Genomic DNA, 14,949 nt, shown 5'->3' on the forward strand with positions numbered 1-14,949 from the left:
CGCTGGCGTTTCAGTCCTGATCGGCCAGTTCGCAGACGCCATTCGCACGGTTCTTGCCGGTGTACGACACATCCGGCGAGCCGTCGGGCCTGATGGTGAGCGACACGGTTATCCCGCTGCCCTTGGCTTCGAAATAGTTGTCGTTGACTTTCTTCAACGTGGCCTCTTTGCCATTGATATAGATCGGCCCGCCTTCATCGGCGTGAACCTCGATGTTGCCTGGGCAGGTGGCGTTAAGCAGCGGGATATCCGCATGGGCAATGCCGGCAGCGCTCACCAGCAAGGCGCCCAACAGTAGCTGTTTCATCGAATTGTCTCCTGAGTCGGCCAGGTGCCGAAACATCAGCAATAGCTCACTTCAACGGTGCACGCCACCCTGGTGCAGGGGCGGATGAATTGACTGCGCTACCACAGCGATGGATTCAAGATGAAAAGAGCCCCTCTCGGTCAACCAGCAAAGTGGCTGCAAGCAAAATGCCACCAAGTGCAAGAATGTTCGGAGCTGTTTTAAAATGCGCACTTTGTCATTTCAAAGGAATGAACTAGTGGTAAGTCACAATGCCGTCGCGTGCCCACACTGTCACGGGCAAAATGTTCAACTGCTGTCCGTTATCCATGCCGCAGGCACCTCCCGCATCAAAACCACTCATCAAGTGCAATCCGGAGTAGGGCCAAGTGTTACGGTCGAGACGACGGGTAAACATCAGACTGACCTGGCCGCCAGCGTCTCTCCCCCACCAGGCAAACGCTTGCTGGGGCCCGTCATACTTACGATCGTGGGCTCCATCATCCTGTATGACGGCCTTAAACTCATGAACACCTGGTGGGGAGTCGATTGGACCAGGTTCTTCATTGGCGTTGCGTTCATTGCAATCGGCGTGATCGGTTTTGTTCGTCATTGGCGGTTCAACGTCGCGCAATACGACAAGTTGGAAGTCTGGCGCCGTAGTTGGCTTTGTCATGCTTGCGGCACCCGATTTCAGCCCTCATAACGTGTGAGGTCACTGTCCCGACGCGTACTTGAGCCCGTCTAGCGCGGGCTTTTTTTGAGCCATTTTTCTGCATGAGCATAATTTAAGGGCCGCCAGCTTCTGGTTGTACTCGTCGAGGCTCATGCTGCAGGCGCTGTCACCGTACTGGTTGGCCAGGTTCAGCTTTTGCTGGTTGATCCGGTCGGCGATGGTGGCGGCATCGGTCTGCTCATCACGCCCCTGGACATTGAAATAATGGTGGGTTGCCGGTATTGGTGAACATCAAGTCATCCGCAAGGCAAATCATGCAGCTAACGTTCCGACATCTCAGCGATGTTTCAACCGATGACATCATGGCGCTTAACAACAATCCAGATGTCTTACGCCAGATGCCCTTGGGCCGCCCCGACTTTGACGAAAAAAAATGCAAGGCATGGGTCGCCCAAAAAGAGGCCCAATGGGTCCTTAACGGATATGGGCCCTGGGCCTTCTTCGTCGAGAATGAATTTGCCGGTTGGGGTGGGCTACAGAAAGAGGGCGACGACGCCGATCTTGCCTTGGTGCTCCATCCACACTACTGGGGATTGGGAAAGGTAATTTTCAATGAAATCGTACGGCGCGCTGTTCAGGAGTTGAGGCTGGAGTCGATTACCCTACTGCTTCCACCAACCAGAGTTCGAATCAAAGGTGTACTGCGCCTAGGGTTTCGCCCTGACGGAGAAGTTGATATCGACGGTACGTACTTCAGGCGCTATCGGCTCCTTGTCGGTCCAAGCGCACAGCACCCGTAACCCTTCAACTCGCATCCAGAGGAGCAAGCGCGCCGCCTGAAAAGCCTGATGCGAGCTTCTAATAGATCGAGCTTAATCCAGCACTCCATTTATCACTTCGTAGATGATGCCAGTGGCAATAGCAACGAGAATCAAGTCTGTGCCAGCTTGTTGCCACTCATAGCCATCGTAGCGCGGTAGATGGCCGATAAGTCTTGCGTCGAGCTTTTTCGCGATGCCAGGAGGGAGCGGTTTTCCTCGTGCCAAGTTCTTCTGGATGCCAGGCGGTAGTGCTGGACTTGGGGCCCAATAATTGCGGTAACTGTTCAGTACATTCAGGACGCTGCCACGATCAATGTTCGGGCCGTGGTCCCAGTCATTTTGCCCTGAACGCGTTCCCTTCGCCCCGCTCCCCTGGTTGCCGTGGCCTTGAGCATTGTGGGCGTTACCCTTTCCGTTGCCTTGCCCTTTTCCATTACCGGGGTCAGCGCATGCGCCGACCGAGCCTGTAATTAAAACAAGGCTTGTAAGCACTGAGATCAACATTTTCGATTTGAGCATGGCCGTACTCTCAGAAAGGGGATAGCCCCTCCAATGTAGACGACGCTGGATGAAAAGATTCACTCACCCCCATGCCGCATCCGGCCACGGAGGGCCACCAGAGTCACCATCTACCTGCCAGGTAGAACATGCCTCCTGCAAACACAGTCAAGATGATGCCGTCCAGTACATCGCCAAATGCGGCGTTATCTGAGCACCATGCTTCGAGCTGTGCGGCCAGAAAGAAGATCGCAATGAACAACACGACGCCCGCGATGCGCCGCTGAACCTTGAACCTGGCTTTGTCGGTTCCGAACCACAGCATTCACGCCTCCTTCAGTCATCCATCCATAACCCCACGATAACTTGCGTAGGCGCTCAGGTCACGGAGGGCGGCGCATGCCGCCGCGAAGCATTACGTCTTGCCCCACCTGAATGCGCTCCCGCATTGACCCTGTTCCGACCGGTTGATGTTGATATTTGGGCCTCACTACACGGTGCAGGTGCTCGATGAAGATAGACCCGCGACCTTCGCCGAATTTATCAAGGCCGGGGACTACGGCCTGATGGAAAGCTTCACTGCGCACAAGCGCACCCTGAACCAGTTCAGGCGCTACACCGGTCGAGCAGAGGGTTTGTCGATCAGCTTCGAGCCTCACTTGCTCGGCTCAAAGATTGAGTTCGACCAGGACAGCAGCAGCCTGACTATCCGCAACCTGCCAACGCAGCTTACTGATCAACTGAAGCGCCGCGCGGCCTGCCCCTTCGGCGCCGCCCGCCAGTGCCTCAGCGCTTGTCATGGAGCTCGGGAGGCCAAGCGCTCATGAACCACATCATTCCGGGAATCATCACGTAGATCCAGTGCTTGCCAGGGTAAACGCAGATGCCGACAGTCCAGATGACGAGCAACGTACCGCCCGCTCGCCGACGCCTCCGCGGCGTGAACCATTCCTGAAATGCCTTATGCTTTTCCCGCAGTTTCACTACCACTCTCCCTGTTTGGTAAGCGGCGAAGCATAACACCAGCAGCGCTGCCCGCCAGCGCCTTCCCCCCATACGAAAACGCCGCCTGATGAGGCGGCGCTGACTGTAACGGACGTTACCAGGTCTTTGGCTCTGACTTTTTGTACGAGCCACCAGTCATGCACTTCTCGACCAGGGAAAGAGGAAATCACCAAGCGTGTTTATCGCCGAGTCGGCGAAGTGGTCAGCCCGACCAAGTAGAGGGCTGATGCGGAAACGATGCCTCAAGATGCGGAAACGATCAGGTTTTCTATCGCCCAAAGAAAAACCCCGCAGACGTTAATCTGCGGGGCTTTCAATAATGGAGGCCGAGGTCGGAATCGAACCGGCGTAGACGGATTTGCAATCCGGAGCATAACCACTTTGCTACTCGGCCTCAAATGACTGAACCCTCTGAAGCAGCTCAATCACGTACAAACTGTAGAGATTTGCATCTCATTGAAAACGTTGAGATTTTTATTTCTCGTCGCTTTCGATGGACGCCATTATGTCCGCATTCGGGAGGGCTTGCAACCCCCTGATTTAAAAAAGATTTGGGGTGGGTTTTCGCCAACGGGGTCATGCGGCGGCAGGCTCTCCTGCCCCGCGGCTGACTTCGAACACGCCCACCAGCTTCTGCAGCTTGTTCGCATTCAAGCGCACGGTCTCGGCACTGGTGTGCAGCACCGTCACGGTCTGGCGCATTTCCAGTGACGCCTGATCGACCTCCTTGATGGTGCGCCCGTACTCGAGGCTGCGCTGGTTGAGCTGCTGGATGATGCCGAACATGTTCTCCACGGCCCGGTGCAATTGCACGTTCTCGGACGAGGCCTGCTCGGCCAGGCGCAGGCTGTCATCCACGTCCTGCACGCCGCTCTGCATGAAGCCCACGGCCTGCTGCGTCTCGCTGTGCAAACCGTCGACCATCGTACGGATATCGTCGGCCGCCCGTGCCGTGCGCGCCGCCAGGCTGCGCACCTCGTCGGCCACCACCGCAAAGCCGCGACCATGCTCGCCGGCACGCGCCGCCTCGATGGCGGCATTGAGCGCCAGCAGGTTGGTCTGGCTGGTGATGTCGCTGATCAGCCCGGTGATGTTGCCGATCTCGGCCATGCGGCTGTCCAGCAACCTGACACTGGACGATGAACGCTGCACCACATCGCGAATCGACTGGGTGCCCGCCTGCACGGTCAGGAACTGCTCCCGCGCCCGGCTGACCACCTCGTCCATGGCCTGCTTCATCTGCTCGGCGCCGGCCGAGGCCTGCTGGATCTCGCCCAGTTGCTCCTCCACGATCACCATCATGCGGTGCACGGCATCGGCCACCTCCTCGGAGGTGAGGCTGGCGGCCTGGCTGCGCCCCAGCATCATCTGGTTGGTGGTGCCCACGCTGTGGCTGGCCTTGATCACCTGCCCCACCACCGCGTCCAGGTGGTCGATGAAGCTGTTGATCCAGCGCCCCATGTCGCCGGTCTCGTCATTGGCCATGCGCGTGGTGTCCAGGCGCTGGCGCAGGTTGCCCTCGCCTTCGGCGATGGCCCTGATCACGTCGGTCATCTCGCTCAGGCGCGCGGCGAGGCGCTGCGGCCCCAGCACGCTGAACACCAGCGCGGCCAGCAGCAGGCTCACGCCCTCGCACGCATCGATCAGGCCCTGGTCGAGGCCGCTGTAGTGCTGCACCAGGTAGTTGCTGACGAACAGGCCGAGCATCGTCGCCAGGTACGGCTTCATCAGGCCGTAGCTCAGCGAGCGCCGCCGGTACACCTCCTCCAGGTCGGCTTCGCACATCATGCCCCAGCGGTCCGGCGAGCCGGGCAACTGAAAGGTCACGCCCTTGCCCACCACGGGAATGTGGCGGTAGTCCGAATAGCCGGGGTAGCTCACGAACAGGTTGGCGCCGGTGCGGATGGTTTCGCGCACGCCGGGGTGCAATTGCCCGGTGGCCGGGTCGGTGAAGCGCAGCTCAAGCTCGGTGTGGCGCTGCACCTGCACGGTCTTCCACGGGGTGTACACGCCGCTCTTGAGGTTCTCGCCGTGGCTGAAGGTGCCGTCCTCGAAGCGCGAGCGCGACAAGGCCACCCCCGGCTGCAGGCCGGGGTCGAAACGCGACTGCACCATGAACAGGTAGTTGTCCCCGGACTCGGCAAAGATATGCCCGGCCTCGCGCTGGATCAGGTCGCCCAGTACGTCGTTGGGCACCCGTGCGCACAGGCAGCCCACCACCTGGCGGTCGACCTTGATCGGCTGGTAGAACATCAGCGTCACTTCATCATGAAAGCTGGAGGTCGACGGGCCGATCGCCAGGGTCAGCGGGTCGCTGTAGGGCCCATGCAGAAACGGCGCCTTCAGCCCCTCGGCCAGCGGCCGTGGGTCGATGCGCGGGCGCGTGCCCTGGCCGCGCCAGGTCGAGGCAAGCACCTCGCCCGCCGCATCCACCACGAACAACTCGGAAAAGTCTTCGGCCTGGGCCAGCTTCTGCTGCAATACCTGCCCATCGAGGCTGCGGATGTCGTTGCCGGCACTGGCGGCCAGCTCCGCCAGGTGCTCCCACTGCTCCTGGGCCCAGCCCTGCAGCAACTTGACGCGGGTTTGCGCAATGGCTTCGAAGGTCTGCCCGATCACCGGGTACGCCGATCGGTTGAGGCGGCAGGCCCAGCCCATGGCCAGTTTGCCGGTCTTGCCAAACCATGGCAGCCAGCGCTTTTCTGCGGCGGACAGTTGCATGCAATTGTTCGATAGCGACATTTACATCTCCCGATACGACATTCCTTTGTCCATTCGGCAGGCAACTACCAGGCCAACGCAAAAAACCACCTTGAAAACCGACGCGCAAGCCAGCCACATAGCACTCTGCCAGGCCCTTCCACGCCCCCTGCGAACCCACCTTTTCTGCGCCCCGAAACGGCGCATGAACGCGCTTGTGTGCACCGCAGGAGTGCGCAGATGAAATGTCCTACAATCCTTGCCTTTGCTGCTCAAGCGGCCGCTCGCCACGCCGATAACCCGACCAGACGAAACAACAATTAAACGGCGTCAGCGGAGCGGATATGAACATCAAACAGAAACTCACGTGGGGCTTCGCGACCATCGCCTGCGTACCGATACTGGTCGTCGCTACGCTGGTGATACTCAACATCCGCCTGGAAGCGCGGGAGAACTTCGTCGACGGCAGCGACCGCGAGATTCGACAGGTGGCCAATGCCATGCAGTTGTTCTTCGACGGCATCAGCCAGAACATCGAATTTCTCAGCAAGCTGCCCATGCTGCAGAACACCGACGCCAGCCTGAAGAAGTACATTTCGCCCGACGCCCCCACGCTGCCGATGGGGCCGCAGGACAAACCGGTGTTCGACTACTTTGCCCGCCTCGGCGCCAGCCACCCGGCCTATGGCTACATCTCCATCGGCACCACCGAGGGCGGCTACATCTCATGGCCCGAAGACCCCAGCCTGGCCAACTACGATCCGCGCCAGCGCCCCTGGTTCAAGATGGCCCAGGCCAACCCGGGCAAGACCCTGCGTACCGCCGCCTACTACTGGGCCAACGACGACGCGGTGCTGGTCAGCACCGTGCGCAGCCTGCCCAACGCGCTGGGCGCCAACGGCGGCGTGGTGAGCGTGGATGTGTCGCTCAAGCAACTGACCGAGATCATCAAGCAGCTCAAGCTGGGTGAAACCGGCTACGTGATGCTGCTGGAGCAGAGCGGCAACATCCTGGTCGACCCCAAGCAGCCGGCGCACAACTTCAAACAGCTCGACAGCCTCGGCCAGGGCTATGCGCAACTGGCCAAGACTACCCAGGGGCTGGTGGAGATCGAGCTTGACGGTGAGCGCTACATGGCCAACGTGTGGCCTTCCGAGCAACTGGGCTGGCGCTTCATCGGCCTGGTCAAGCAGAGTGAAGTGATGGCCTCGGCCACCCGCCTCACCTGGCTGATCGTCGGCATTGCCGCCGCGCTTGGGCTGCTGTTCGCCTTCGTCGGTGCCAGCTTTGCCAAGGTCATCGTGCGCCCGATCAACGACGTGTCCCACGGCCTGGAAGGCATCGCCCAAGGCGAAGGCGACCTGACCCGCAACCTGCACGTGCGCGGCAACGACGAAACGGCCCAGCTCTCGGGCTGGTTCAACCAGTTCCTGGGCGCGATCCGCAGCCTGATCCAGCACATCATGCACGCCGCCGATGGCATCCTGACCAACTCCCACAGCGCCACCAGCGTGTCCAACGAAATGGCCGACGCCGCCAGTCGCCAGCGCGAGGCCGTGGACATGGTGTCGACCGCCTTCCATGAAATGGTCGCCACCGCCAACGAGGTCGCGCGTTCGTGCAGCCAGGCCGCCGAGTCGGCCGACAACGGCCAGCGCCAGGCTTCCGAGGGCCAGCAGCAGATCGACGCCGCCGTGGGCAGCGTCGACCAGCTCAGCCAGGAAATCGCCCAGTCGGCGCAATCCATGCAGCAGCTGGAGCGCGACAGCAACGCCATCCAGTCGATCCTCAGCACCATCCGCTCGATTGCCGAGCAGACCAACCTGCTGGCCTTGAACGCGGCCATCGAGGCGGCGCGGGCCGGCGAGCAGGGTCGCGGCTTTGCCGTGGTGGCCGACGAAGTGCGTGCGCTGGCCAAGCGCACGGCCGACTCCACCGCCGAGATCGACGGCATGCTCGCCAACCTGGCCCGCGGCACCAGCCAGGTCGCAGCACAGATGAACACCAGCCTGAGCCTGTCGCAGGACTCGGTCAGCCGCATCGGCGAGGCACGCACCCGCTTTGGCCAGATCCGCGAGTCGGTGGACATGATCCGCGACATGAACACCCAGATCGCCACCGCCGCCGAAGAGCAGCACCAGGTGGCCGAAAGCATCAACCAGCACATCAGCCAGATCCACGGCGATGCGCAGCGGGTGGCGCAACTGGCCAGTGAAGCCAAGAGCGATGCGTTCAACCTGACCCAGCTGTCCAACGAAATGAACACGCTGGTACGGCGCTTCAAAACCTGAAAAAAAGGCGCTGCACGATTTATTTTGCAGCGCCTCTGTCACTTTTTGTTTCTCGTGCGGCAACAGGGTTACTGAGAACCATTCACATCAGGAACCTGACCCCATGTCCGTTGCCGCCCCTACGCCCCGCCCTCACCTGCTGGCGCTTGCGATTGCCTGCGCCGGTATCGCCACGCCGCTGCTGGCCGCCGATGAACAGGCTGTGCCCCAAGCCCGGCTGAACCTGCCGCAAACCGACGTCAACGCCACCCGCATCGCCGACGGCAGCGCCGAAGCCGGCTACCTCACCGACTCGCTGAAGAACGTCGGCGCCCTGGGCGGCATGGCCCTCAAGGACACGCCCTATTCGATCAGCGTGGTGTCCAGCGAGCTGATCCGCAACACCCAGGCCACCTCCACCGACGACATCTTCAAGCTCAGCCCCTTCACCCAGTTCACCTCGCCCTCGGGCGCCGGCTATGCCAGTTCGGTGGCGATCCGCGGTTTCAACGACCTGGGCAATCTCAACATCGCCAACGACGGCCTGCGTTTCAGCAATGGCTCCGACAGCGGCAACTTCGTCGAGGAGATGGAGCGCCTGGAGATCGTCACCGGCCTCAGCGGCTTCCTGTATGGCCCCGGCAGCCCGGGCGGGCTGGTCAACTACGTGCTCAAGCGCCCCACCTACGAGCGCTACAACAGCGTGACCCTGGGCAACGCCGGCGGCGAGAACGCCTATGTGCACGGCGACTTCGGCGGCCCGATCGACGATCAGGGCGTGCTGGCCTACCGCGTCAACGTGCTGGCCCAGGACGGCGAGACCGCCATCGACCTGCAGAACCGCCGTCGCAAGATGGTCAGCCTGGCGCTGGACTGGAACGTCAGCGACGACCTGCTGGTGCAGTTCGACGCCTCGTACAAGAAAAACCAGACCCACGGCCTGACCAGCTACTGGTACTTCGCCGACCAGCGCCTGCGCCCCGACGCCGATCAGTTGGACAACGACAAGCTCTACAGCCAGCGCTGGGCGTTCTCCGACAGCGAGCACGAGCGCGTCGGCAGCCGCTTCAACTGGCGCCTGAACGAGGTGTTCAGCCTGCGCGGCGCGGTGGCCCACGACCGCAACCGCACCCAGTACGCCTACACCGGCCCCACCGTGACCTCGCCCGGGGTCTACAGCCAACCGCTGTACGCCTTCGCCCCGGTCGAGCGCGAGGAAACCTCGGCCTACCTGTTCGCCGACGCGGCCTTCGACACCGCCAGCATCGGCCACAAGGTCACCTTCGGCTATCAGGGCAACGTGGCGCGGGTACGCGACTACACCGACTACATTCCCTTCCCGGGCCCGCAGTACCAGCCGGTGGGCGGCAACGGCTCGATCCCGCTGGATGAAACCCCGCAGTACGCCAAGCCCGACTACTCCATCGGCCACGGCGACCAGCGCCTGTCCTCGCGCACCCAGGCCGACAACCTGCTGCTGGGCGATGTGATCACCTTCAACGGACAATGGTCGACCATCCTCGGGGTCACCCGCACCCGCATCAAGACCTTCAGCGACAACTTCGTGTGGGCCGAATCGCTCGGCACCCCGAGCCAGATCGACAACTACAACCAGAGCAAGACCTCGCCCAACGTCTCGCTGATCTACAAGCCGCTGCCCTGGCTGACCACCTACGCCACCTACATCGAAGGCCTGCAGGCCGGCGGCATCGCGCCCAACACCGCACTCAACGCCGGCCAGGCCATGGCCCCGGCCATCAGCGAGCAGTACGAGGTGGGGGTCAAGGCCGAAGTGGGCGAAGCCCTGCTGACCCTGGCACTGTTCAACATCGACAAGCCCAATGGCTACACCAACCAGCAGCAGATCTACGTGCAGGACGGACGCCAGGAGAACAACGGCCTGGAGTTCGGCATCACCGGCAAGGTCACCCCGCAGCTGACCCTGGTCAGCGGCCTGACCCTGCTCGACCCCCAGGTGAAGAAGGCGGCCAACGCCAGCATCGAGGGCAACAAGCCGGTGGGCGTGGCCAGCCAGCTGGCCAAGGTGTACGCCGAATACGACCTGAACGGCGTGCCCGGATTCGCCGTGACCGGCGGCGCCTATTACACCGGCAAGCAGTACGTGGATGAGGCCAACCACTACAGCCTGCCGTCGTTCACCACCTTCGATGCCGGTGCGCGTTATCGCCTGCCGCTGGCGGACAACGCCCTGACCCTGCGCGCCAACGTCAGCAACCTGACCAACAAGGCGTACTGGCTGAGCGACCACTTCCTGGGCGCGCCGCGTACCCTGACGTTCTCGGCACAGCTGGAGTTCTGAGCCCCTTCGCCGGCATTGCCGGCTCCTGCACGGGCGCACGCAGCCTGCAGGAGCCGGCGTTGCTGGCCAAATGCCCACCTCGCGCCGCGCAAATCCCTGAGCGCCGCCAAAATCAGTACCAAAGAACCATTGCCGTTCGCATCCGGCCCTGATATTGAGTGTGCCGCTTTGCGCACCCGCGCCTTTCGTTTCCTCTTGCCCACCCCGCTGGCTTCATCCCCACGCGATCCGAGATGCCGACATGATTGAAAACTCCGATGTAATGTATCGCCTGCTGGTACAGAGCGTGATCGATTACGCGATCTACATGCTGACCCCGGAGGGTGTGGTCAGCAACTGGAACGCCGGGGCGCAGCGGGCCAAGGGGTATACCGGCGAAGAGATCATCGGCGAGCATTTCTCGGTGTTCTACAGCGCCGAGGAGCGCGCCACGCAGTTGCCGCAGAAAAACCTGCAGACCGCCCGCGACCAGGGCCGCTTCGAGGCCGAGGGCTGGCGCCTGCGCAAGGACGGCAGTGCGTTCTGGGCGCACGTGGTGATCGACGCGGTGCATGACGACGACGGCCACCTGGTCGGCTTTGCCAAGGTTACCCGCGACTGCACCGAACAGCGCCGCGCCCTGCTCGAACAACGTGAACAGGAGCGTCACTTCCGCCTGCTGGTACAAGGCGTGAACGACTACGCCATCTACATGCTCGACCCGCTGGGCCATGTGATCAACTGGAACGCCGGCGCCGAGCGGGCCAAGGGCTACACCCACGACGAGATCGTCGGCCAGCATTTCTCGGTGTTCTACACCCCGGCGGACCGCGCCGCCGGCCTGCCCGCCCAGTGCCTGGACGCCGCACGCCAGACCGGCCGCTTCGAGGCCCAGGGCCTGCGCCAGCGCAAGGACGGCTCGCACTTCTGGACCAACGTGGTGATCGAAGCCATCCACGACGACGATGGCCAGCTGCTGGGGTTCGCCAAGATCACCCGCGACATCACCGAGCGCCGCCAGTACGAACTCGACCTGCTGGCAGCCAAGGAGCTGGCCGAAGCGCAGAGCGAGAAAATGGCCGCGCTGTCGCAGTTTCTCGACTCGGTGATCAGCAACATCCCGTCCAGCGTGATGGTGCTGGACGTGGCGTCACGCCAGATCCTGCTGGCCAACCCGCAGGCCGAGAAGCTGTTCTCCAGCCAGCAGTGCGCCCTGGTCGGCAGTACCCCGCAGCAGAGCCTGGTGCCGGTGATGGCCGGCTACCTCGAACACCTCACCGAGCATTGCCTGAACCACAACGGCCTGCACCTGACCGAAGACCACCTCGACACCCCGCTGGGCCGACGCACCCTGCGCTCACGCACCCTGCTCAGCCGCAACCCGCAGGTGGGTGCGGGCCACTATGTGCTGCAGATCGCCGACGACGTCACCGACGAGATCGCCGCGCACGCGCAGATTCACCACATGGCGCACCACGACGAACTCACCGGCCTGCCCAACCGCACGCTGTTCCACAACTGCCTGGAAGAGGCGCTGGCCGACGGGCAGGCGCGCCAGCACATGACTGCGGCGCTGTGTCTGGACCTGGACAATTTCAAGAACATCAACGATGCCCTGGGGCATGCCTTCGGCGACCGCCTGCTGCGCGCCCTGGGCCAGCGCCTGCGCAGCGTGCTGCGCGACCAGGACACCCTGGCGCGCCTGGGCGGTGACGAGTTCGCCGTGGTGCTGCCACACCTGGCGCGCCTCGAGGATGCCCAGCGCACCGCCACGCGCCTGATCGAGGCAGTGGCGCCGGCGTTCCTGATCGACGGCCACAGTTTCTCGGTGGGCCTGAGCGTGGGTATCGCCATCGCGCCGGTCGACCACCACAAGGCCGACCAGTTGCTGCGCTACGCCGACATGGCGCTGTACGAGGCCAAGCGCAACGGGCGCAACCGCTACGAGCTGTTCCACCCCGAGCTCGACGAAGCCGCGCGGCGCCGCCGCATCATGGAAACCGACCTGCGCACCGCGCTGCACCTGGGCCAGCTGCACATGCACTACCAGCCGATCATCGGCAACGACGGGCAGATCACCGGCTACGAGGCGCTGATGCGCTGGCAGCACCCGGTCAAGGGGCAGGTCATGCCGATGGACTTCATCCCGATTGCCGAAGAGACCGGGCTGATCCACGAGGTGGGTACGCGGGCGCTGAACCTGGCCTGCCAGGAGGCCGCCAGCTGGGCCACCGAGCAATCGGTGGCGGTCAACCTGTCGCCGGTGCAGTTCAAGAACAGCGACCTGGTGGAAGTGGTGCAGCTTGCGCTGACCGACGCCAGGCTCGACCCGTCGCGCCTGGAACTGGAGATCACCGAATCGGTGCTGCTGGAGAACAGCGACGGCAACCTGCGTACCCTGCAGGCGCTCAAGGACATGGGCGTGCGTATTGCCCTGGACGACTTCGGTACCGGCTACTCCTCGCTGGGCTACCTGCGCTCGTTCCCGTTCGACCGGATCAAGATCGACAAGTCGTTCGTGCACGACATGGGCGAAAGCCGCGAGGCGATGTCGATCATCCGCGCCATTACCGGCATGAGCAGCAGCCTGCTGATCAACACCACCGCCGAGGGGGTGGAGACCGAGGCGCAGTTCAAGCAATTGCAGGCCGAAGGCTGCTCGCATTTTCAGGGGTATCTGTTCGGGCATCCGCAGCCGGCTGACAAGCGCCAGAAGGGAGGCCGGTAGAGCAGCGAGCGCGCAGGCCGTTTCGCCGGCAAGGCCGGCTCCTACACGACAGGTGCGGGAGCCGGCCCTGCCGCCACCTGATCGTACAGCCGCCGCAGCCGCTGCACTGCCGCCTCGATCTCGCCCACCTTGACCCCGCCGTACCCCAGCACCAGCAGGTTGTCGTCATCGGCGTCGGGCTCCACGCTGTAGCCGCCGCGCAGCACCAGCCCATGTGCCGGGGCCTGCGCCAGCATCTTGCGCGCCGTGCCCGGGGCACCGATGCGTACCGCCAGGTGCAACCCCGCCTGCCCCGCCGAGTACCCGATCAGCGCCCCGAACGCCTCGTCCAGGCACTGCTGCAGGCAACTGCGGCGCTGGGCGTACTCGGCGCGCATCTTGCGGATGTGCCGGGCGAAATGCCCTTCCTGGATGAAGTCGGCCATCGCCGCCTGAATCGACAGGTACCCTGGCCGGTACAGCTGGATCAGGCCCTTGCCGAAGGCCTCGGCCAGCCCCTCGGGCACCACCAGGTAACTCAGGCGCAGCCCCGGGAACATCACCTTGCTGAAGGTGCCCAGGTAGATCACCCGGTCTTCGCCACCGAGCCCCTGCAGCGACGGCATCGGCTCGATGTCGTACCGGAACTCGCTGTCGTAGTCATCCTCCACCACCCACAGGTTGTTGGCCTGGGCATACGCCAGCCAGTCACGCCGGCGCTGCAGCGACATGATGTTGCCGGTGGGGTACTGGTGCGACGGCGTGACGAACGCCAGCCGCGGCGCAGCAGCCGGCACTGCAGAAGGCAGGCAGGCGCCCTGCGCATCGATCGCCAGCGGCGCGCAGTGCAGCCCCGCCGCCGAAAACACCACCGGCGCCCCCCAATGGCAGGGGCTCTCGACCCACACGGTGTCCCCCGGGTCGCCCAGCAGCTTGGCCACCAGGTCCAGCGACTGGTGGGTGCCCTGGGTCACGATCACCTGCGCCGGGCTGCAACGGACCGCGCGGGCCGCATACAGGTAGGCACTGAGCGCCTCGCACAGCGGGCGGTAGCCGCCCTGATCCACGTAGCCGGCCAGGTGCGCCTGGCGCTTGCTCAGGTAGCGGTTGTGCAGGCGCTTCCAGATATGAAACGGAAACAGGTCGGCGTCCGATACGCCGCCCACGAAGGCGCCCTCGGCCCGCGCCACCGCGCCGAAGCGCGCGTTGATCGCCTTGCCCCGGGCCGACAGCGGCGCCTGATCGGGCGTATCGGGGGCCGGCACGCCGGTTTTCACCTGGGGCAAGGTGTCGGCCACGAAGGTGCCGCTGCCGGGCCGGGCGTACAGGTAGCCCTCATCGAGCAGACGGTCGTAGGCCAGCGACACGGTCAGGCGCGAGACCAGCAACTGCTCGGCCAGCGCCCGGGTGGAGGGCAACTTGTGGTTGACCGGCAGGCGCCGCTGCAGGATCGCCGCCTGGATCGCCTGGTACAACTGGCGCTGCAGGGTCACGCCGCCGTCGCGGTCCAGCGTGCCGACCAGCAGGTCGTGGAGAAGCGATGCCATCGGGTGCCTCACTGCAGGGGCGGAATCGGAACCGCGAGCATACAAGTGGCCTTAACAACTGATCAACTCTGGATATAACCGATATAGCCAAACAGGCCTATGTTCGAACCAGTGCTGGCCTGACACCCCAGCTTTCCCGG

Annotated in this window: 8 protein-coding genes, 1 tRNA gene and 4 pseudogenes; 6 read left to right on the forward strand and 7 right to left on the reverse strand. The window is 63.3% G+C overall.

Features of this window, described 5'->3' with window-relative positions:
* Positions 1 to 10: 10 nt before the first annotated feature.
* A complete protein-coding gene (locus ACPRTJ_RS26220) occupies positions 11 to 307 on the reverse strand; it encodes a hypothetical protein (protein ID WP_078481849.1) in 297 nt (98 codons plus the stop codon).
* Between the two features lie 235 nt (positions 308 to 542).
* On the reverse strand, positions 543 to 962 hold the full coding sequence (locus ACPRTJ_RS26225; RefSeq protein ID WP_147303867.1) for a hypothetical protein: 420 nt from the start codon (positions 960 to 962) through the stop codon (positions 543 to 545).
* A 314-nt stretch (positions 963 to 1,276) separates the two neighbouring features.
* Here ACPRTJ_RS26225 and ACPRTJ_RS26230 point away from each other — a divergent pair, with 314 nt between their 5' ends.
* A complete protein-coding gene (locus tag ACPRTJ_RS26230) occupies positions 1,277 to 1,762 on the forward strand; it encodes a GNAT family N-acetyltransferase (RefSeq protein ID WP_043861704.1) in 486 nt (161 codons plus the stop codon).
* 72 nt (positions 1,763 to 1,834) lie between these two features.
* On the opposite strand, the gene ACPRTJ_RS26235 is transcribed toward ACPRTJ_RS26230, so the two are convergent.
* Together ACPRTJ_RS26235 and ACPRTJ_RS26240 are read right to left on the reverse strand one after the other, a co-directional pair.
* Complete coding sequence (locus ACPRTJ_RS26235; RefSeq protein WP_282361328.1) at positions 1,835 to 2,302, reverse strand: anti-virulence regulator CigR family protein; 468 nt, start codon at positions 2,300 to 2,302, stop codon at positions 1,835 to 1,837.
* A gap of 103 nt (positions 2,303 to 2,405) precedes the next feature.
* Positions 2,406 to 2,606, reverse strand: coding sequence for a hypothetical protein (locus ACPRTJ_RS26240; RefSeq protein WP_054914285.1), 201 nt, complete (start codon positions 2,604 to 2,606; stop codon positions 2,406 to 2,408).
* Positions 2,607 to 2,781: 175 nt separating this feature from the next.
* Between ACPRTJ_RS26240 and ACPRTJ_RS26245 the strand changes: the two are divergent.
* A pseudogene (locus tag ACPRTJ_RS26245) lies at positions 2,782 to 3,108 on the forward strand (nucleoid-associated protein); the annotation flags it as partial.
* Positions 3,109 to 3,606: 498 nt separating this feature from the next.
* Here the strand turns inward: ACPRTJ_RS26245 and ACPRTJ_RS26250 are convergent.
* Positions 3,607 to 3,680: transfer RNA gene (locus ACPRTJ_RS26250), tRNA-Cys, on the reverse strand.
* Positions 3,681 to 3,862: 182 nt separating this feature from the next.
* Complete coding sequence (locus ACPRTJ_RS26255) at positions 3,863 to 6,028, reverse strand: methyl-accepting chemotaxis protein (RefSeq protein ID WP_426427643.1); 2,166 nt, start codon at positions 6,026 to 6,028, stop codon at positions 3,863 to 3,865.
* Between the two features lie 458 nt (positions 6,029 to 6,486).
* On the opposite strand from ACPRTJ_RS26255, the pseudogene ACPRTJ_RS26260 reads away from it, so the two are divergent.
* The 4 genes and pseudogenes from ACPRTJ_RS26260 to ACPRTJ_RS26275 form a co-directional block, all read left to right on the forward strand.
* Positions 6,487 to 7,371: pseudogene (locus tag ACPRTJ_RS26260) on the forward strand (cache domain-containing protein); the annotation flags it as partial.
* A 309-nt stretch (positions 7,372 to 7,680) separates the two neighbouring features.
* Positions 7,681 to 8,277 (forward strand): annotated as a pseudogene (locus ACPRTJ_RS26265) (methyl-accepting chemotaxis protein); the annotation flags it as partial.
* A 208-nt stretch (positions 8,278 to 8,485) separates the two neighbouring features.
* Positions 8,486 to 10,576: pseudogene (locus ACPRTJ_RS26270) on the forward strand (TonB-dependent receptor); the annotation flags it as partial.
* Between the two features lie 241 nt (positions 10,577 to 10,817).
* Positions 10,818 to 13,283, forward strand: coding sequence for a sensor domain-containing protein (locus tag ACPRTJ_RS26275; protein ID WP_058540378.1), 2,466 nt, complete (start codon positions 10,818 to 10,820; stop codon positions 13,281 to 13,283).
* A gap of 41 nt (positions 13,284 to 13,324) precedes the next feature.
* Here ACPRTJ_RS26275 and ACPRTJ_RS26280 read toward each other — a convergent pair whose 3' ends face one another.
* The gene (locus ACPRTJ_RS26280) at positions 13,325 to 14,809 is read right to left on the reverse strand and encodes a PLP-dependent aminotransferase family protein (RefSeq protein WP_054914280.1); all 1,485 of its coding nucleotides are present in this window, start codon (positions 14,807 to 14,809) and stop codon (positions 13,325 to 13,327) included.
* Positions 14,810 to 14,949: the final 140 nt, after the last annotated feature.

The sequence above is a fragment of the Pseudomonas palmensis genome, assembly GCF_049942755.1.
GTDB lineage: Bacteria > Pseudomonadota > Gammaproteobacteria > Pseudomonadales > Pseudomonadaceae > Aquipseudomonas > Aquipseudomonas palmensis.

Excerpts from the sequence above, each read along its gene's own strand:
- ACPRTJ_RS26280 (WP_054914280.1), bottom strand. The coding sequence starts at position 14,809 with ATGGCATCGCTTCTCCACGACCTGCTGGTCGGCACGCTGGACCGCGAC.
- ACPRTJ_RS26220 (WP_078481849.1), bottom strand. The coding sequence starts at position 307 with ATGAAACAGCTACTGTTGGGCGCCTTGCTGGTGAGCGCTGCCGGCATT.
- ACPRTJ_RS26225 (WP_147303867.1), bottom strand. The coding sequence starts at position 962 with ATGACAAAGCCAACTACGGCGCCAGACTTCCAACTTGTCGTATTGCGC.
- ACPRTJ_RS26240 (WP_054914285.1), bottom strand. The coding sequence starts at position 2,606 with ATGCTGTGGTTCGGAACCGACAAAGCCAGGTTCAAGGTTCAGCGGCGC.
- ACPRTJ_RS26255 (WP_426427643.1), bottom strand. The coding sequence starts at position 6,028 with ATGTCGCTATCGAACAATTGCATGCAACTGTCCGCCGCAGAAAAGCGC.
- ACPRTJ_RS26275 (WP_058540378.1), top strand. The coding sequence starts at position 10,818 with ATGATTGAAAACTCCGATGTAATGTATCGCCTGCTGGTACAGAGCGTG.
- ACPRTJ_RS26235 (WP_282361328.1), bottom strand. The coding sequence starts at position 2,302 with ATGCTCAAATCGAAAATGTTGATCTCAGTGCTTACAAGCCTTGTTTTA.
- ACPRTJ_RS26230 (WP_043861704.1), top strand. The coding sequence starts at position 1,277 with ATGCAGCTAACGTTCCGACATCTCAGCGATGTTTCAACCGATGACATC.